At 29.5% G+C, this 18,495-nt stretch carries 16 protein-coding genes; 4 read left to right on the forward strand and 12 right to left on the reverse strand.

Going from position 1 to position 18,495, the window contains the following annotated elements; translation table 11 throughout:
- Window positions 1-32 precede the first annotated feature (32 nt).
- On the forward strand, window positions 33-260 hold the full coding sequence (locus FUA22_RS11285; RefSeq protein ID WP_147768379.1) for a DUF6341 family protein: 228 nt from the start codon (window positions 33-35) through the stop codon (window positions 258-260).
- Here the strand turns inward: FUA22_RS11285 and purD are convergent.
- On the reverse strand, window positions 255-1,526 hold the full coding sequence (purD, locus tag FUA22_RS11290; RefSeq protein WP_147768381.1) for a phosphoribosylamine--glycine ligase: 1,272 nt from the start codon (window positions 1,524-1,526) through the stop codon (window positions 255-257). The two genes, FUA22_RS11285 and purD, sit on opposite strands and share 6 nt — an antisense overlap.
- Before the next feature lie 88 nt (window positions 1,527-1,614).
- On the opposite strand from purD, the gene FUA22_RS11295 reads away from it, so the two are divergent.
- Genes FUA22_RS11295 through FUA22_RS11305 form a run of 3 tightly spaced genes read left to right on the forward strand, consistent with a single transcriptional unit; the run spans window position 1,615 to window position 5,185 of the window.
- Window positions 1,615-2,925, forward strand: coding sequence for a phenylacetate--CoA ligase family protein (locus FUA22_RS11295; RefSeq protein ID WP_147768383.1), 1,311 nt, complete (start codon window positions 1,615-1,617; stop codon window positions 2,923-2,925).
- Between the two features lie 5 nt (window positions 2,926-2,930).
- The gene (gene wecB / locus FUA22_RS11300; RefSeq protein ID WP_147768385.1) at window positions 2,931-4,025 is read left to right on the forward strand and encodes a non-hydrolyzing UDP-N-acetylglucosamine 2-epimerase; all 1,095 of its coding nucleotides are present in this window, start codon (window positions 2,931-2,933) and stop codon (window positions 4,023-4,025) included.
- A complete protein-coding gene (locus tag FUA22_RS11305) occupies window positions 4,025-5,185 on the forward strand; it encodes a glycosyltransferase family 4 protein (RefSeq protein ID WP_147768387.1) in 1,161 nt (386 codons plus the stop codon). The genes wecB and FUA22_RS11305 overlap by 1 nt, the downstream gene beginning before the upstream one ends.
- On the opposite strand, the gene FUA22_RS11310 is transcribed toward FUA22_RS11305, so the two are convergent.
- The 11 genes from FUA22_RS11310 to FUA22_RS11360 all read right to left on the reverse strand — a co-directional run bounded on the left by FUA22_RS11310 (window position 5,182) and on the right by FUA22_RS11360 (window position 18,477).
- Window positions 5,182-6,537, reverse strand: coding sequence for an undecaprenyl-phosphate glucose phosphotransferase (locus FUA22_RS11310; protein WP_147768389.1), 1,356 nt, complete (start codon window positions 6,535-6,537; stop codon window positions 5,182-5,184). The two genes, FUA22_RS11305 and FUA22_RS11310, sit on opposite strands and share 4 nt — an antisense overlap.
- A 2-nt stretch (window positions 6,538-6,539) precedes the next feature.
- The gene (locus FUA22_RS11315; protein WP_147768391.1) at window positions 6,540-7,526 is read right to left on the reverse strand and encodes a UDP-glucuronic acid decarboxylase family protein; all 987 of its coding nucleotides are present in this window, start codon (window positions 7,524-7,526) and stop codon (window positions 6,540-6,542) included.
- A 10-nt stretch (window positions 7,527-7,536) separates the two neighbouring features.
- Complete coding sequence (locus FUA22_RS11320) at window positions 7,537-8,937, reverse strand: nucleotide sugar dehydrogenase (RefSeq protein ID WP_147768393.1); 1,401 nt, start codon at window positions 8,935-8,937, stop codon at window positions 7,537-7,539.
- Window positions 8,938-8,971: 34 nt separating this feature from the next.
- On the reverse strand, window positions 8,972-10,093 hold the full coding sequence (locus FUA22_RS11325; protein ID WP_147768396.1) for a glycosyltransferase: 1,122 nt from the start codon (window positions 10,091-10,093) through the stop codon (window positions 8,972-8,974).
- Window positions 10,093-11,091 carry an NAD-dependent epimerase/dehydratase family protein gene (locus FUA22_RS11330; RefSeq protein ID WP_147768398.1) on the reverse strand — a complete coding sequence of 333 codons (999 nt, stop codon included), beginning with the start codon at window positions 11,089-11,091 and terminating at the stop codon, window positions 10,093-10,095. Before FUA22_RS11330 ends, FUA22_RS11325 begins: the two co-directional genes overlap by 1 nt.
- A 94-nt stretch (window positions 11,092-11,185) precedes the next feature.
- On the reverse strand, window positions 11,186-12,295 hold the full coding sequence (locus FUA22_RS11335; RefSeq protein ID WP_147768400.1) for an O-antigen polymerase: 1,110 nt from the start codon (window positions 12,293-12,295) through the stop codon (window positions 11,186-11,188).
- A gap of 166 nt (window positions 12,296-12,461) precedes the next feature.
- The gene (locus FUA22_RS11340; protein WP_147768402.1) at window positions 12,462-13,265 is read right to left on the reverse strand and encodes a LamG domain-containing protein; all 804 of its coding nucleotides are present in this window, start codon (window positions 13,263-13,265) and stop codon (window positions 12,462-12,464) included.
- Window positions 13,243-13,887 (reverse strand): O-antigen ligase family protein, encoded by a 645-nt coding sequence (locus FUA22_RS18450; RefSeq protein WP_170309899.1) that lies wholly within the window; start codon window positions 13,885-13,887, stop codon window positions 13,243-13,245. The genes FUA22_RS11340 and FUA22_RS18450 overlap by 23 nt, the downstream gene beginning before the upstream one ends.
- 562 nt (window positions 13,888-14,449) lie before the next feature.
- Window positions 14,450-15,760 (reverse strand): O-antigen polymerase, encoded by a 1,311-nt coding sequence (locus FUA22_RS11350; RefSeq protein WP_147768406.1) that lies wholly within the window; start codon window positions 15,758-15,760, stop codon window positions 14,450-14,452.
- Window positions 15,761-15,836: 76 nt separating this feature from the next.
- Window positions 15,837-17,255, reverse strand: coding sequence for a capsular polysaccharide export protein, LipB/KpsS family (locus FUA22_RS11355; protein WP_147768407.1), 1,419 nt, complete (start codon window positions 17,253-17,255; stop codon window positions 15,837-15,839).
- Window positions 17,242-18,477, reverse strand: coding sequence for an MATE family efflux transporter (locus tag FUA22_RS11360; protein ID WP_147768409.1), 1,236 nt, complete (start codon window positions 18,475-18,477; stop codon window positions 17,242-17,244). Before FUA22_RS11360 ends, FUA22_RS11355 begins: the two co-directional genes overlap by 14 nt.
- Between the last annotated feature and the right edge of the window lie 18 nt (window positions 18,478-18,495).

Below are 18,495 nucleotides of genomic sequence, written 5' to 3' on the forward strand. Positions count from 1 at the left end.
TTTTGTATTTTTGCCCTGTAAATATACTAACTATGAAAGATTTCTTTTACGCAATACAAGATTTATTTGTTGATGTTCTATTTGCTCCTTATGATGCATTAAGAGTATTAGAATTAGATAATTGGTGGTTAGCCAATGTAATTTCGTGGATTTTTGCTGTTATTGGACTAGTTGCTATCATCTATTGGATGAAGGAACTAAAAATATTTAACGATAATAACGAAGAAGATAAAAGTATTTCTTCGCACTCTTATTTATAAGTCGAAGCCTATATCTTTACGATAATACATCTTATCAAAGTTAAACTTTTCTATACTTTGGTAAGATTTTTTTATGGCCTCTTTATAGGTGCCACCATAAGAAGTTATTGCTATTACACGACCGCCAGAGGTTACAACTTTTCCGTCTTTTAATTGTGCCCCTGCATGAAAGGGAATAGAGTCTTCAATGGTCTCAATTCCAGTAATTTCTTTTCCTTTTTCATAAGCTTCAGGATATCCACCTGATACTACCATGATAGTTGTAGCAGCACGCTCATCTATATCAATATCAATAGTATCTAGCGTTCCATTACCCATAGCTTGAAGTATTTCAACTAAATCATTCTTAAGTCTTGGGAATACAACTTCAGTTTCCGGGTCACCCATTCTAACATTATACTCAATGACTTTAGGATCATCACCAACTTTAATAAGGCCAATGAAAACAAATCCAACATAAGGTAACTTGTCCTTTTTGAATCCTTCAATAGTAGGTTTTACAATACGTTCTTCAATCTTATTTAAAAACTCGTCTGTTGCAAAAGGAACTGGGGAAACAGCTCCCATTCCACCAGTATTTAAACCAGTATCTCCTTCACCAATACGTTTATAGTCTTTAGCAGTAGGTAGTATTTTATAATTCTCGCCATCAGTAAGAACAAAACAACTTAATTCAATGCCATCTAGAAACTCTTCAATTACAACCTTGGTACTTGCTTCTCCAAACTTAGCATCAACAAGCATACTTTTTAGTTCTGCTTTAGCTTCGTCTAAATCATTTAAAATAACCACTCCTTTCCCAGCTGCTAGTCCATCAGCCTTTAACACATAAGGAGGTTGTAAAGTGTCTAAAAAAGCAAAACCTTGTTCAACAGAGTCCTTTGTGAAGCTTTCATAGCCTGCCGTTGGTATATTATGTCTGTACATAAACTCCTTTGCAAACTCTTTACTGCCTTCTAACTCTGCTGCTGCTTTTTGAGGACCTATAACAGGTACATCTTTCAATTGGTTATCATTCAAAAAATAATCATGAACTCCTTTTACTAATGGATCTTCCGGTCCAACAACGACTAAATCAATTTGTTTATCTAAAACAAGAGTTTTAATAGCATCAAAATCAGTAACCCCAATATTTACATTAGTAGCCACTTCAGCAGTGCCTGAATTACCAGGAGCCACATATAATTCGTTGCATAACGGACTTTGGGCTATTTTCCAAGCAAATGTATGTTCTCTTCCTCCCGACCCTAAAACTAAGATATTCATTGTATTATTTTTTGATTATGCAAAAATAGAATTAATGCCTCTAATTCACGAATATTTTTTAGTTACTTTACAAATATTTGTTTGACCAGTGAACTTATTTGACTTCTCATTAAAACTTAAGGGCTTTCCTTTAGAAAAAGCAAAACAACATTTAATTGATATTCAAAATATCAATGAAAAGGAGTACGCCACTTATATTGAAAAGAAGAAAAAAGATATTGTTTCTTATCATTTAAAACATAATAATTTTTATAAAGAGTTTGCTAAAAACGCCAATATTGAAGCTTGGAAAAGTGTTCCAGTAATGACCAAAGCAGATTTACAATATCCTCTAGAATCTCTCTTTTCCGAAGGGTTTACTAAAAAAAATGTTTATATAGATAAAACTTCAGGAGCTTCAGGGCAGCCTTTTATTTTTTCAAAAGACAAATACTGTCATGCTTTAACCTGGGCCGTTATTCAAAATAGATTTGGATGGCATCATATTAATTTTAACACATCTAAACAGGCCCGCTTTTATGGTATTCCTATAAACAAAAAAGGGTACTACATAGAAAAATTAAAAGACTTTGTTGGAAACCGAATTAGATTTAATGTTTTTGACCTAAGCGATGAAGCTTTAGAGAGTTGGTTAAAAACTTTTAAGACTTATGAGTTTGAATATCTAAACGGCTATACCAGTTCTATTGTTCAATTTGCTAAATTCTTAGAAAGAAAAACAATAGTACTTAAAACTATTTGCCCATCTCTAAAAGTCTGTATAGTAACTTCTGAAATTCTTTTTGACTTGGATAGAATTCTTTTGCAAAAACAATTTGGTGTACCTGTAATTAATGAATATGGCGCATCTGAATTAGACTTAATTGCCTTTGAAAATATCAATAAGAAATGGATTGTTAATGGCGAAACGCTTTTTGTAGAGATACTTGATAAAAATAATAATCCCGTTTCTTTTGGAGAAGAAGGTAGAATAGTAATTACCTCGCTTTTTAACAAATCACAACCTTTTATCCGGTATGATATTGGGGATATAGGAGTGCTATCAAAAGAAAGTACTATTAAAAAACCAATTCTTGAAAAGTTAATTGGTCGAACAAATGATATTGCAATTTTACCAAGCGGGAAAAAAGCGCCCGGATTGACTTTTTACTATGTTACAAAAAGCATTATTGAGAATGACGGTAATGTCAAAGAATTTATAATTGAACAACATGAAATAAATGCTTTTAAAATTTTATATGTTAGCGATGATATTTTGAGTAATGATAAAATAAAAAATATTACAATTGAAATGGAAAAATACTTGGAAAAAGGACTAACTATAAGTTTTGAAAGGCAAGAGCAATTGGTTCGTTCAAAAAGTGGTAAATTAAAACAGTTTTCATCCTACTTAAATTGATTTTTATGACAATCACTATTATAGCCGGTGCTCGCCCTAACTTCATGAAAATTGCTCCTATTATTGAAGCTATTCAAACAAAAAGGAAACATGGCATTAATATTAAACATAGATTAGTTCATACTGGTCAACACTACGACAAAAACTTAAGTCATACTTTTTTTGAAGAATTACAAATTCCCTTACCAGATATTAACTTAGAGGTTAAAAGTGGTACACAGGCAGAACAAACTGGTGCCATTATGATAGCATTTGAAAAAGAGCTTGAGCAGAATCCTTGTGATTTAGTTCTTGTTGTTGGTGATGTTACCTCTACCATGGCATGCACTATAGTAGCAAAAAAACATCGAGTCAAAGTTGCGCATGTAGAGGCTGGTATACGATCAGGTGATATGGATATGCCTGAAGAAATTAATAGAATTGTAACGGATAGCTTAACAGACTATTTCTTTACCACTTCTGATTATGCCAATCAGAACTTAAAAACACTTGGTATATCAGCAAGTAACATTTTTTTTGTTGGGAATGTTATGATTGACACTTTACTTAAAAATGAATCTCGGTTTAAAAAACCCAGTTTTTGGAATAGTTTTAAACTAGAGCCCAAAAAATATCTAGTATTGACTCTTCATAGACCTAGTAATGTTGACGAAGAAATTAAACTGAAAATCCTAATTACCAAAATATCTGTGTTAAGTGAAAACTATAAAATAATATTTCCTGTACACCCTAGAACCAAAAAACATTTAAATAACCTAAATCTAAACTTCAAAAATTTAAAGTTTGTAAATCCACTAGGTTACTTAGAATTTAATTATTTAGTCAAGCATTCCTTAGCTGTTTTAACAGATTCAGGTGGTATCACAGAAGAAACTACCGTTTTGAATATTCCTTGTATTACATTAAGAAAATCTACTGAGCGCCCTGAAACGTGTGAAGTTGGAACTAATGTATTGGTGGGGAACGATCTTGAAAAGCTTTCTAACGCCTTTAATAAATTGTTATCTGGAGAATGGAGATCAGGAACCATTCCTGAGCTATGGGATGGAAAATCAGCTCAAAGAATAGTTAAACATCTTATTGATATTTATCAATTATAATGAAGGATATCCTGATTATAACTAATTACTTTCCGCCTGAAATAGGAGCGGCATCTAATAGAATATTTCATTTAGCAGAAGGCTTACAAAAAAGAGAGTGTAATGTTTCAGTAATAACTCCTTTACCTAATTATCCCAAAGGGGAAATATTTAATGATTACAAAGGTAGATTCAAATTTTCTTCAATTGAAAACAATATAAAGGTTTATAGATTATGGTTATATGCTAATAATTCAAAAAGTAAATTGCTAAGGTTATTTGCTATGATTTCATACAGCCTGAGCTTGATTTGCTTTTTTTGTTTCAATAAGATACCCAAAACAGTTATTATTCAATCCCCACCATTACTTGTTGCCTTCACCTCTATACTTTTTTTAAAATCAAAAAATAGAAAACTTATTTTGAATGTAAGTGATCTTTGGCCCTTGGCAGGATTAGAGCTAGGTGCTTTTAAAAGAAATTCAATTTATAGATTACTACAGAAAATTGAACACTATAATTATAAAAAAGCTGACCTAATTTTGGGGCAGAGTGAAGAAATACTCTCTCATATTCAATCCATATTTCCGAAAAAAGACACTTTTTTATATAGAAACTATCCTCAAATTGAAGCTCCTAAAGTTCTTCAAAAACATAACTCTGATAACAAAATAAAAATGGTCTATGCAGGACTATTAGGTGTTGCTCAAGGTATTTACAAGTTATGCCATGAATTAGATTACTCGCGCGTGGAATTTCATATTTATGGAGATGGGGCAGAGCGTTCGTTAATTAAAAATTTTATTGAAAGCAATACTGATCTTCCTATATATTACCATGGAGAATTGACTAGAAATAAATTACACGAGTCAATAATTCAATACGATCTCACTATTATTCCTCTTTTAAATAGAATTTATGGATCTGTACCCTCTAAAATTTTTGAATACTCCAAATTAGGAATTCCAATAATATACTTTGGAGGAGGAGAGGGAGAAACATTAATCGAAAACAATAAGTTAGGCTGGATTGCTAAAGCTGGCGATTATACTGATTTAAATAATACTATTAATAAAATATCAACAGCCGAACTACAAAAAATAAGAGCTTCTATTAGGAAACAAGCTTTCCAAGTATTTAACTTAGAAAAACAATTGGATAGTTTAATTAAAACTATTTAATAGGCTTTTTCTTCTCCTTTAAGCGCATTTAAAAAAGTTTGGACTATGACTTTTAAATCTAATAAAATAGACCAATTTTCCACATAAAAAATATCATACTTCACTCTGTTGATAATATCTTTATCTTCCTCTATCTCTCCTCTATACCCACTTACTTGTGCTAACCCCGTAATACCAGGCTTTACAAAATGTCTCACCATAAACTTATCAACACTTCTAGCATATTTATTGGTGTGACTTACCATATGCGGTCTTGGTCCTACAACAGACATATCTCCAAAAAGTACATTAAAAAATTGAGGTAATTCGTCAATACTTGTCTTTCTAATAAACGCCCCCATTTCGGTTATTCTTTGATCTCCTTTGGTAGCTTGATGTAAATGAGCGTCTTTGTTTGGAGTCATAGATCTAAACTTATAACAGTCAAATTCTTCATAATTAAATCCATTTCTAGTCTGCTTAAAAAACACTGGGCCTTTAGATTCCAATTTTATAAGAATTGCTAAGATTGGGGTCAACCAAGAAAGTACAAATACAATAATAAAAGACGACAGTAGAATATCGAATAACCTTTTAATAAACTTATTTATTGGTTCTTGTAACGGAATATTCCGAAGAGATAAAATAGGAGTATATTCATAGTATTGATATTTAAGCTTCTTAGAATATATATCTTTATTATCTGGAATAAACTTTAATTCTCTAAGATTATTATCTGCAAAATCAATTAAGTTATTTATCTGTTTATTTGATAATTCTGCCACCGAAAAATATATTTCATCAATATCATTTTCAATGATATAGTTATAACATTTATCTAATGAAAAATCATGATCATTTACGTCAAATTTCTGTTTATATGAATACCCAAAATCTGATCGCGTATTGAAGGTTTTTATAAGTTGCCTTGTTTTTTTATTATCTCCAATAACAACAACATTTCGAATATTGCCACCTAATACACTTCTATACTTATTTAAAAGAAAATAAAGTAAAAGCTTAAAAAAAGTCAAAATAATAAAAACAGTAATCAAATATTGACCTAGGTTAAATCTACTTATACTAGGTTCTTTAAAAAACCCTATATAGGCATAAACTATGACAGAAAATAAAATAATTTGCTTAAATAAGAGAGATATGATTTGGATAATTCTGGTAAACCTATAAACTTCATAAAACCTAATATAAAAAGCTATGGCAACCCATAATAACGAAATATAAAGATGAAAAGGGTAAACTAGGATTAGATTAATGTCAAAAAAATAAACAGCACCATTAATAATAGTCAAATCCACTAAATATGATATGGGCCTAATAAATCCGGAATACCTCCCTTGTTTAAATGTACTCAAACTTATCTTTTTATATGATTTTCGAAACTTTTGTGTTCCATTTTATAAAGTTCTTCTTTTGACAAGCTTTTAAAATAATCAAACGTTAATTGCAACCCTTGTCTTCTTTTAACTTTAGGCTCCCAATTTAGTATTTTTTTTGCTAAGGTAATATCTGGTTGCCTTTGCTTAGGGTCATCAATCGGTAAATCTTTATAAACAACTTTTTGGTTTGTCTCAGTAAGTTTAATGATCTCCTCGGCAAAATCTCGAATAGTTATTTCATTAGGATTACCAATATTTACCGGGTATTTATAATCACTTAATAATAACCTAAATATCCCTTCTATTTGATCATCTACGTAACAAAATGAACGCGTTTGTATGCCATCACCAAAAATAGTTAAATCTTCTCCTCTAAGTGCTTGCCCCATAAAAGCAGGTATTACTCTACCATCATTTAAACGCATTCTTGGACCATAAGTATTAAAAATTCTAACAATACGAGTCTCTAATCCATGAAACCTATGGTATGCCATAGTAATAGATTCCATAAACCGTTTTGCTTCATCGTAAACGCCTCGAGGGCCAATAGCATTTACATTTCCATAATATTCTTCTGTTTGTGGATGGATTAAAGGATCTCCATAAACTTCCGATGTCGAAGCAATAAGTATTCTTGCTTTTTTTGCCTTTGCTAAACCTAATAAGTTATGCGTGCCTAATGACCCAACTTTTAGTGTTTGAATGGGAATTTTCAAATAATCAATTGGGCTAGCTGGCGAAGCAAAATGAAGTATATAATCTAAGCCTCCATCAATTTTAACAAATTCAGAAACGTCATGTTCAATAAATTCAAATTTTGAGTCGTTCCACAAGTGACTAATGTTCTTTCTGTCTCCAGTAATAAAGTTATCCATACCAATAACATAATAACCCTCACTTAAAAATCTGTCGCATAAATGTGACCCCAAAAAGCCTGCAGCTCCAGATATTAAAACTCGTTTCATTAAGTATTGTTTATTTTCCTAGACCAATTTTATAGTATGTAAAACCTATTTCTTCTAAGCTATTTTTATCAAGAATACCTCTACCATCAAATATAAAAGCTGGTTTATTCATTGAGTCATATATTTTTTGCCAACTATATTCTTTGAATTCATCCCATTCAGTTAAAATTGCTATTGCATGTGTTCCTTCACATGCTCTATAAGGATCACTTTCAACAGATAACAACTCTCTGTTTTCTTCAACTGAACGGGTTTTTAAATAATCTAAATCTGAATAAACCCTTTCTAAATGAACTTTAGGATCATACACAACTACATTAGCTTGTTCATTTAAAAGATTATCTGCAACCTTTATAGCCGCAGACTCTCTGGTATCATTAGTGTCTTTCTTAAAAGCCCATCCCAAAAAAGTAATTTTCTTACCTGAAACAGTGTTATACAAAGTACTGACAATTTTATCAGAAAACCGATTTTTTTGATGTTCGTTTATTAAGATTACTTGCTCCCAATAGTCTGCCACCTCATTTAAACCATAACTTTTAGCAATGTAAACAAGGTTTAAAATATCCTTTTGAAAGCATGACCCTCCAAATCCAACGGAAGCTTTTAAGAATTTAGACCCTATTCTGCTATCCATCCCAATGGCTTTAGAAACTTCATTAACGTCTGCACCTGTTTTTTCACAAAGCTCAGACATAGCATTTATAGATGAAACACGTTGAGCCAAAAATGCATTAGCCGTTAATTTGGACAGCTCTGAAGACCAAACATTAGTTGTTAATATTCTATCTGCTGGCACCCAATTGGCGTAAACATCAACTAATGATTGAATTGCTACTATCCCTTCTTCAGATGAATTATCACCTCCTATTAGAACCCTATCAGGGTTTAATAAATCGTTAACAGCAGTTCCCTCTGCTAAAAACTCCGGATTAGATAAAATTTGAAATTGCACCCCGTTACCAGTATTATCCAAAATACTTTTAATTGCAGAAGCTGTTCTAACTGGTAAAGTAGATTTTTCAACAACAATTTTATCTTGCTTAGATACTCTAGCAATTTGTCTAGCACATAATTCTATAAATTTTAAATCAGCGGCCATCCCCTTTCCTTTACCATAGGTTTTTGTTGGAGTGTTAACCGAAATAAAAATCAATTCAGCCTCATCAATAGCAGTATCAACTTCTGTTGAAAAAAAGAGGTTTTTACCCCTTGTTTCTTTAACTATATCAGCTAATCCAGGTTCAAAAACTGGCAGATTATCTAAATTATTATCATTCCAAGCATCTATGCGGTCCTGATTTATATCAACAACTGTTACCTTTATATTTGGACATTGCTTAGCAATAACCGTCATAGTAGGGCCACCTACATAACCAGCACCAATGCAACAAATGTTTTTTATTTTCATGTCAACAATTAAATATAATACTCACTAAATATTCCTATTTGGCATCTAAAAAGTTATTAATCTCCGAAGATATTTTTTTTAGAAAAATTTGTTCTCTAAATTTTTTGGCATGATCTCTTATCCAGCTAGGATCAAAACTCCTTTCTAATTTTTTAAATTGGTTAATTGAACTTTGTAAGGAGTCCACCGATTGATGCTCAAAAAAAAGCCCCGAACTTTTCTGTATAAAATTATCATTTTCTATAACTGTTTCTAATGCTCCTCCTTTTTTATAAGCTATAACAGGTATTCCATATGCCATTACCTCTAAAGGAATCATTCCAAAATCTTCCTCCCCTGGAAACAATAATGCTCTTGTCCTCGATAGAACTTCTTCAATATCAAGCCACCTAAGGCTTCCCTTAAACTCAATATTTTTGTTGGCCTTTTTCCTTAACTTCGCCAACTCTGATCCATCTCCAATTACAATCAATTTTTCACCATTCTTATTAAAAGTGTCAATTAGTAAATCAACTCTTTTATATGGAGTAATTGCTCCAAAACTCAAGAAAATATCTCTATTACTATCAATCTCCAATTTTTTCTCAAATAAGTCATTACTAATCGGGGGATAAACGATACTTGATTCCCGGTTATAAAACTTTTTAACTCTTTTTGCAACATTCATAGAATTTGCAATATATAAATCTACATTATTGATAGTATTCTTATCCCAATTTTTAAGTCTTTTAAAAAAATAACTTAGAATGGGTCTCAAAAATCTGTTTACAGATACTAAATACTCTTGGGTAAACCCCCAACAATATCTCATCGGAGAATGAATATAGCAAACATGTGGTGTTCCGTTAGGGATTTCTATTCCTTTTGCTGGTCCAGATTCAGAAGAAATAATCAAATCATAATCATCTAGAAGTTTTAAAGATTTTATTCCATATGGATAAAGCGGAAAGAATTTCTGATAATTTTTTCTTAAAAATCCCCATTTGTCCAGACTAGAAGTATATATTTTATGGTTTCCTAAATGATTTCCGTAAGTGTTTTTATCATAAAACAAAGTATATATATCAGCGTCTGGGAAAAGTTTTAGAATGCTTTCCACAACTTTTTCACCTCCTCTTCGCGTAATAAACCAATAATGTATTATTGCTACTTTCATTATTTAAAATCCTCTGGAGAAACTGATTTCCAATGCTCTAAAGCATTTTCAAAATTATACTTAAACTCAAAATTATTGTTTATTAGGTAATCTGGCTTTATATTGGTTGGAAAACCTGCTTTTCTAACTCTCACGGGATGAATGTCTGACGTTTTACCAATCAGCTTAAAGGTTGTTTTTATAATAAACGCAAGAAATACCAAAACAACTACCGGAAGTTTTAATGTAGGCTTTTTTATATTAAGGTTGCTTTTAACAATACTAATCATTTCGTTTAACGGAACAATAGGGTTTTCAGCATAATTATACACAATCAATCTTTCCTTTTTATTCATTGTGAACAACATACTTTCTATTAGCCCATATACATACCCATAAGCTTTAATCACTTTTCCATCATCGGGTAATATAAAAGTTCCCTTTTTAAGAGATTTTATCATTCTATATACATTTCCAGGATCATGAGGTCCAAAAATAACACTTGGTCTAACAATTATCAATCTTCTAGACACGTCCTCTACCAACCAGTTTTGATGAATTTTTTCAGCAAGGGCTTTTGATATACCATAACCCGTTTCCGGATATAACGTTGAGTTTTCAGTTCTTTGATTCAGTGATTTCCCGTAAGGAGCAATACTACTGGTAAAAAAAATATTTTTTATACCCGTTTTTCTAGCGAACTCATTAATATTTTCGGCACCTGGTACATTAGTGTCAAAATATTCTTTGTAATTGTGCCCTGGTTCTCGATGAATAGCTGCAAAATTGAAAATCCAACTATTATAACCGTCAACATTTTGAACATCAACATTAATTTGTTCTCTTACATCTAATTTTAAATATTCAACTAATCCATTTTTTATTTCATTTTCAAAACCAGTTAATCGTTTAATATCGCATACAATGTATTTATTAAAAACATTTTTTTTTATGAAGAATTTAAGGAGATTTGTTCCAATATACCCTGAGCCACCAAAAATTAACGCAATTCCCTTCATTAATTATTCTTTCTTTATTTAGAATTCAAATTTACTGTAATATTTTAAAATTAAAGACTAAACATTACCTCAAAAACAGAAATTAATAATTGCGTTATGGGAGATTACCTTCTTTGCTTTTAGGCATTATTAACATTACACCCATAAATAGGACATAAATTGTTATACTAAAAAGGAATTGAGTTCTAAAAAAATTAAAAATCAACATAAAGACATTTGAAAACAATAATAATATACTTAACGGTATTAAAATGTAAGAATGCCTACTTAACAGTAGTAGTTTATGCTGGAAAACACCAAATAAAAACATGAATGGTATTGAAAACCACCCAAAATCTAAAAACATCCCTCCAAAAAATGTAATATAGGTAATTCTGTTCGTGGGATTGTTAAGGCTATTTAAAGGAATATTGGACACTCCTAATTTGTTGAAAAATTTAATAAAAAGATAACAGTTAAACTTCCCATACATGTGTTTTGGTTGGGCGGAAAGCATGTAGTCCATTTCAAAGATACCATGAGTAATATATTGCCCCAAGTGTATTTCAGAAAAATAAACGTGACCTAAAATATTATTATTCTCTTGTATAAATTTAATAGCTTCCTGTTTTGGCGGGATAAATTCATTGTATTGAGAATTAAATATCTTTGAAAAAAATTCTTTGTTGTTTTCAGAGACTCTACTTTTAAGAACTGAAAGCGAAAAACCAAATAGAATTATTATTGTAATTATTAGAGTGGTTAGGGTTTTGAAGGATTTAAGGCTAATTTTATTAAATATAAAAAGGATGACTATTAGCAATCCTAAAGATTCAAATATTAACCTCCTCGAACCTCGTAAATATGCTTCTAAAAAGGGTAGTAAAAAGAGGAAACTACAGACAATTAACAATCTTTTTTTATTTATCCTATTGGCAAAATAAAATATTAGTGGGACAAAGAATAAAACTCGAAATACTGAGAGTACCATGAATACAAGTGAGAAATTTTCCGGATTTGAGGCGTTATATCTATTAACATGTGTTGGGTTTGTAAGTTTTACTTCTCTATTACTGAATAAATCAAAATATCTGAAAGCAAATGAAATCAGAATGAGTGCTATTAATGTTTTTATTACAACAAATTTATTTATTTCTAATTTATTTAAAAGTCCTCCAGCTTTAAACTTGTAATTTAAAACTAATGATGATGTAATAAAACCCAAAATTAAAGATAAATAGGACAATGAGATAAACGATATAGTAAAAAAAGAAACATCATTTACTATTCTAATAGGTGTAATTATATAGAAGAAAAACCAAATAAAAACTCCTGTAAAAATTGAGCCATAAAACAATAAACTCTCTTTTCTAATAATTGATTTCAAACTTCTATTTCTTTAATGAACTTATATGTTCAATTTCGTTCCCAGTTAAAACTCGCTCAAAAACCATTAAATCATCCAAACTACCCGAAAAAAAATTAGTTGAACAAACTTCCCCTAAACTACTAACCATGGTTCCAATGGAAAAATGAGCCTTTTTATCTTCAATAAACCCTAACCTCCCTCTTTTATTTATTGATTTAAACTTTTCATGTTTACCATTAACATAAAGATTTGTTCTAAAAGCGCCATCTCCTCCATTAGAAAATCCATCATAAGTAATAATAATACTTTGCCATTTGTTTAGTTTTAGTTTATTTACACTTTCAAACATTCTCCATCCATTATACTTTTCGTTGTTATACAACCATAAAAACTGAACTCTCTCCTCTGAAGTAAATTTAACTCCAAACTGCCTTTCCCCTTCATTACAATTTGAATCTGAGTTTTTAGCAATTAAAAAAACATTTTTATCATTCTTTAATGGTTTTATCCAAAACGAAAAAGTAAACCTTCTTTTTTCTCCCGCAAAAACTGAATCCAAAATATCTCCATAAGATATAAAACTCTTTTCTGAAAAAATAGCCGCACTATTCTCGTTTCCAAATCTATCTTTTTCAAACAGAGTTTCTCCTGTTTTCTTTTTATAATTTGAACTAGACTTATCTTCACTTTCACCATTAAATGTTAAATAAAAAGCCAGCGTTTTATCTCCTTGGTAGGAATTGTAAACAACATTACTTTTTTTGAAATTACAAGAACTTATAACAAAAAAAAGCAGAATAAGTTTAATTGGGTATTTGATTTTCATATAATTTATAAATTGAAATGTTTAAGCAAAATGCAAATAAAACTACTCCCCATTGCCTATTAAGAATACTTTCTGTAAAACAAAAGGACAATAACACAAACCATACATAAAATAAAAACAAATCTTTAATTTTTATTATTCTTTTAATGATGTAAAATAATGAGGCCATAATTATCAAAAACAAAATAACTCCATAATAAACCATAAATTGTAAGTATTGATTATGAGAATTCATTCCTATAACATCGTAGGTACTATTATTACTGTATTTTGAATTCAACACATATTGGGCGTCTCCAATTCCATAGCCAAAAAAAGGAGACTCTTTAATTGCCTGAACAGATGATTTCCATATTGCGGCTCTAAACCCTACTCCATCAAAAGGCTTCTTGTTTGTGAATTTATCAACTGTAGATATATCTACAATCTCGTAAAATGTAAATAACACTTTTTCCCTAGTAAACTTGTTAAAAAAGCCTAAAATCGTTATCATCAAGAATAATACAAATACTCTCTTAATTATGTTTTTACTGTATCTTTTTTTTAATTCTCTATATAAAAGATAAGGTAATAATAAAATAGCAATAAGTACTCCTAATCTTGAACCCAAGAAAAAAATCATAAAATACAAAATAGGAATAACAAATAGGTTTGCTTCCCTCAAATTATACTTCGCAACCCCCTTTATATTTGAATATATTGTAATTAAAATGAATATAGACAAATAAACATGATGAGGCGCGTATTTTAAAAACAAGGCTAATCCTCTTCCATAGTCAAATTTTTGATTTAAAACAAAAACTTCATACAAAACTCCTGCCCATGCATATAAAATAATTAGAAGAGATCCATACAAAAGGAAACTAAATATAATATATATGTTTACTTTTTTCTCAAAAAGGGAGCTAAATAAAAAGGGGAAAGCTATAAATGGTATAAACAATACCATCTTTTTACTTGCCTCATAAAAGTTAGAACTGTTTAAAAAAGACAAAAACTGAACACCAAAAAGCATAAAGGATATCCAGAAAAATTTTAAATTCTGCCATGAATTATTTTTAACATTCTTATACAAGAAGAACAGTACTGAAATTATTATTATTTTAGAATTAAAATCATTAGAAAAAGGGACAGTTAACAGAATAATTCCAAGAAAAAATTCGTCAAACTTAATTCTCAATATTCTATGCATTCTTACGTTTATTTAAAAATAAAATTTGTAAAATCAGTTTGTCTTGTTTCAAACTTATTTTTAGGGATGGGATTACCATAAATATCACTGTTATCAAAAAGAACAAAAACATAGAACTCCCGTTTTCATAAATTGGTAAAATAACCATTTTAAAAATCCATAATGTAGCAAGAAAGTAGACAAACTTATTAAATGTATATTTTTTGATAAAAAGATGAAACATATAAATAATCAAAGCAAAAATTATTGGACAAATAATTACTCCCAAAAAACCAAAATTAACATATGCTTCTCCTAGATATGTGGATCTCATTCCTCCAAAATCATCAGGGTTTTGATTTGATATTATAGATGTATATCTCATATAACTGTAATCTGCTTTCAAGGAGTTAATACTTGTTGGGATGAAACTAAATAATCCGGCAATATATGTTTTTCCGTATAAAAATGAATTGCTCCCACTTTCAAAAAAATAAAGAACTCTTGTTAGCTCTCGAACTGAAACAAAAAATGATGTTGAAAGGGACATTGTAATATCCTCTAAATTAAATTGCCCATTTATTAGCTTTGAAAAATTTCTTGAAATTGCAGCAATTATTAAAAACCCACTACCTACAATTGCAAGCCTTAAACTTTTTCTCTTGTAAATAAGGTATGAAATTATAGATATAAAAACTGGGAAAAACAATTGCCCTCTCTTAGCTGTAAAAAACAAGGACATTGTTATAAATACAAGTTTTATGAAATTTTTGTTCAACAACAATTTTATAGGGCTAACTTTCTTGTAGGAAAAAAGGAAGTAATTAATCTGGAGAAAAAGCAGTGTAGAGAGACCATTAATAGCCAAAGTATAATAAGGCCTGAAGGGAATAAAATCCTCTAATCTATCTTGGAAATATTTGGATATAAATGTCTTTTCTTGAAAAACGGGGAAGTAAATATTCAAATAAACAACATATAAAGGCAATGCTAATGTAAGAACTAAGAGCCAAGAAACATTAATAGAAAAAAGTGGTTCAACATTAATGTTATTGGACTTTTTTAGCTTCCCTTCCTTAAATATAACTTGTAGAAAAAGAAATACCAAAAGTAATATATAATACCCTGTCTTTAAATAAAACAAACTTTCATCAAAAAAACTTAAATCATCAAATCTAACCCACTGAGAGCTAAATTTAATTGTGCTTTCTCCTACATAAATTCCTGCTAAAATATATATAAGGGATAAAGTACATATATTAATAATTCTTTTAGATATGAAAAAATAAGAAAATAAAGTATAGAATATAAAAGCTATTATCATTAGTATTATTTATCTTTAATCATCCTTCAGAACATATAGTATACCCTCTTACTTATCAAACAAAATTTCTCAATTTTTATAGATTCAAAAAACTCTTAACACAATTAGCAAATCCTTCAATATTTTCACTAGCTAACACTCTCTTTTTCGTGTCAAGCTTAGCTACGTTAAACTCAAAAGGATAAGAATTTCTTTCTAAACAGTAAATATAATAGGCTAATTTTGCACTATAGTTTTTAAATTTATCTTCTATATCAAAATCATCTTTACTTAACTGGTTAACTATAGCTCCTAATTCTTTATACGAATTAACCTTAAAAGTAAGACCCGAATCATTGTAAAACACATTTCCTAATACTACTGATGGTTTTTTTAAAAATAATGACTCTAGACCAACTGTACTTGATAAATTAATTGTTCCTAAAGAGCCTTTAATTAAATCAAACATATTCTCATTATGTGAAATCATCTTAATATTAGGATATTGCTTTAATTCCTTATAAAAAGACATTGTATGCTGCCCAAGAGCACTTTTATGTTCCTTTACATAAATCTTTATGTTTGGAGGTATTAGTTTACTAATATTAATAATTGTTGTCTTTTGGTTAACTTGAAAGGGAGCCAAGACTAAGGTACTTGCTTCTGGCTGCATATGTAAAGGAAATATAAAATATTTTTCATTATAATTTGGTTTTTCGAAGATTGAATCATGTAGTAAGTTTATCTTCTTAGCATTTAAGATTTTTTTTAATTTAAAAAGGCTTAGCTCAAAAGGGCTTCTAGTAAATAGGTCATATTTATGTTTTCCCTTGAAATAGAACTTATTGAACCTAATGAAAAACTCCTTTACAAAAACTCCCTTTATTGTTGATGCGTTTATTGCATTTTTCATGTATAGAGGTTGTTTTGGTTTATTAACAAAGGTATCTATTGGCTTATACATTTCTTGAGTTACTTTACTAATATCAAATTCTTTAAATTGCATTGATACAAAATTAAAGGTATTTGATACATCTAATGAAATTGCAGTTTTATTTCGAATTCTTGTTCCATAAAAGGAAATATGTTTTACCTTAAAACGTTTACTTACTTGATAAGAAATTAAATTATAAGTGTAAGCAATTCCTGTTGTGAAATAATGAGAAACACCTTGGGTAAATAACTGTTCATAAAAAAGATACGTATAAACCACCATTTTTTGCTGGTAATTAGTGTCTTTTTTAATTAAATAACGGTCGCACGCGTATAAATTAAAATTATCATATGTTTTTGAAATTCTATTAAGTTCTTTTTTAATATTAATCTTCTCCGAATCCAGTTGATCAAAATAATGTAATCTATTAGTACATTTCAAACGTTTTGCTTCTTCATGCCACCTATTTCCTTCCGTAATACCTATTACTTCATTTTTAGCTATTAAGTCTTTATTAGACAAGTACTCTACCCCTTCAATAAATAAAGGAGCCTCGTCATTGATTAAATCAAATACTATCATCTACTTTTGTTTTAAAACTGAAATAAAATTTAAGAATAAAAATTATCAAAAAAGTTACTAATGTTGCTATTGAAGCACCTAGAATACCATGTTTTGGTATTAAAATTAAATTCAATACCACATTAATAAGCATGCTAAAAACAGCAATTTTAACTATCAATATGTCTTTATTCTTAACATACAAATCATAATGAAATGCATTAGAAGTAATCAGTAAAAACACAGATAATAGCAAGACATAAAAAGTGTTTATTTCATCCAAAATGCTATCCTTTTCAAGGAATCGGAAAATTATCGGCCCAAGAAAACATGTTACAAGTATTAACAATGAAGACATACCAACCAAACTCATTAATAGTGCTTTCTTTATTTTTTTGTATGTTGAACTATCACTAAAAGTTTTTATCATTTTAGGATATGCAATCATAGTAATTGCGCTAAAAGTAAAAACATCTATAGCATTAGAAAATTGTGCATAAGCCGTATATACACCAACCAGCTTCTTTCCAAAAAAATAGTCAATCATAAATCTATCTGAAAGTTGTATTATCTGAAAAGACACTGAACCAATCAAAAAAAAACTAGCTGTTTTAAACCCTGATTTTATCCATCTCCAATCAGGGTGTTTAAAAGACATATTTTTTATACCGATATCTATTATGGCATAAATAGTAAAAATAAGAAACGTACTCCATGAAAAAATAGCCCAAATTATAATATATCTTTTTAAACTAATCGGATTGTTAAAAACGAAATAATCTATAAAAACACACCAAACCCATACACTGGACCTTAAAAACAGCATGATATTAGCCTTTACAGATTTCTCTAAAGTTGTAAAAAGCCTATATAATTCTTGACCTAAATGTTCTGAAATAATCAAAAATATAAATAACCACAAATATTCCATGGTAATAAATCCGAAGCTAAATATAAAAAGTAAAGAGATCGGTAAAACTATTATGTAGCCTATTGAGTGGAAAAATAATTGATTCCTTAATTTATCAATAATTTCATTTGGTGCTTTTAAGATTTCTCTTGTGTTAAAAACATAAAAATCAAATCCAATAAAATAAATTAATAATGCAATAGAGGTAGAGAAAATACCGAAAACTCCTAGATTAGTTTCATCAACTGAAAACTTGCCTAAAAAAATTATAAAAAGAAACTTAGATAAAAGTGTTAAGCCTCTAAAAAAAATATTATAAATACTTGTTTTCAATATAATAAGTTTCTTTTT

The organism is Seonamhaeicola maritimus (assembly GCF_008056315.1).
GTDB lineage: Bacteria > Bacteroidota > Bacteroidia > Flavobacteriales > Flavobacteriaceae > Seonamhaeicola > Seonamhaeicola maritimus.

What these genes read in the sequence shown, in the direction of transcription:
- FUA22_RS11350 (WP_147768406.1), bottom strand. Translation starts at nt 15,760, where the DNA reads ATGATAATAGCTTTTATATTCTATACTTTATTTTCTTATTTTTTCATA.
- FUA22_RS11325 (WP_147768396.1), bottom strand. Translation starts at nt 10,093, where the DNA reads ATGAAAGTAGCAATAATACATTATTGGTTTATTACGCGAAGAGGAGGT.
- FUA22_RS11285 (WP_147768379.1), top strand. Translation starts at nt 33, where the DNA reads ATGAAAGATTTCTTTTACGCAATACAAGATTTATTTGTTGATGTTCTA.
- FUA22_RS11330 (WP_147768398.1), bottom strand. Translation starts at nt 11,091, where the DNA reads ATGAAGGGAATTGCGTTAATTTTTGGTGGCTCAGGGTATATTGGAACA.
- FUA22_RS11355 (WP_147768407.1), bottom strand. Translation starts at nt 17,255, where the DNA reads ATGATAGTATTTGATTTAATCAATGACGAGGCTCCTTTATTTATTGAA.
- wecB (WP_147768385.1), top strand. Translation starts at nt 2,931, where the DNA reads ATGACAATCACTATTATAGCCGGTGCTCGCCCTAACTTCATGAAAATT.
- FUA22_RS11340 (WP_147768402.1), bottom strand. Translation starts at nt 13,265, where the DNA reads ATGAAAATCAAATACCCAATTAAACTTATTCTGCTTTTTTTTGTTATA.
- FUA22_RS11320 (WP_147768393.1), bottom strand. Translation starts at nt 8,937, where the DNA reads ATGAAAATAAAAAACATTTGTTGCATTGGTGCTGGTTATGTAGGTGGC.
- FUA22_RS11305 (WP_147768387.1), top strand. Translation starts at nt 4,025, where the DNA reads ATGAAGGATATCCTGATTATAACTAATTACTTTCCGCCTGAAATAGGA.
- purD (WP_147768381.1), bottom strand. Translation starts at nt 1,526, where the DNA reads ATGAATATCTTAGTTTTAGGGTCGGGAGGAAGAGAACATACATTTGCT.
- FUA22_RS18450 (WP_170309899.1), bottom strand. Translation starts at nt 13,887, where the DNA reads ATGATTTTTTTCTTGGGTTCAAGATTAGGAGTACTTATTGCTATTTTA.
- FUA22_RS11315 (WP_147768391.1), bottom strand. Translation starts at nt 7,526, where the DNA reads ATGAAACGAGTTTTAATATCTGGAGCTGCAGGCTTTTTGGGGTCACAT.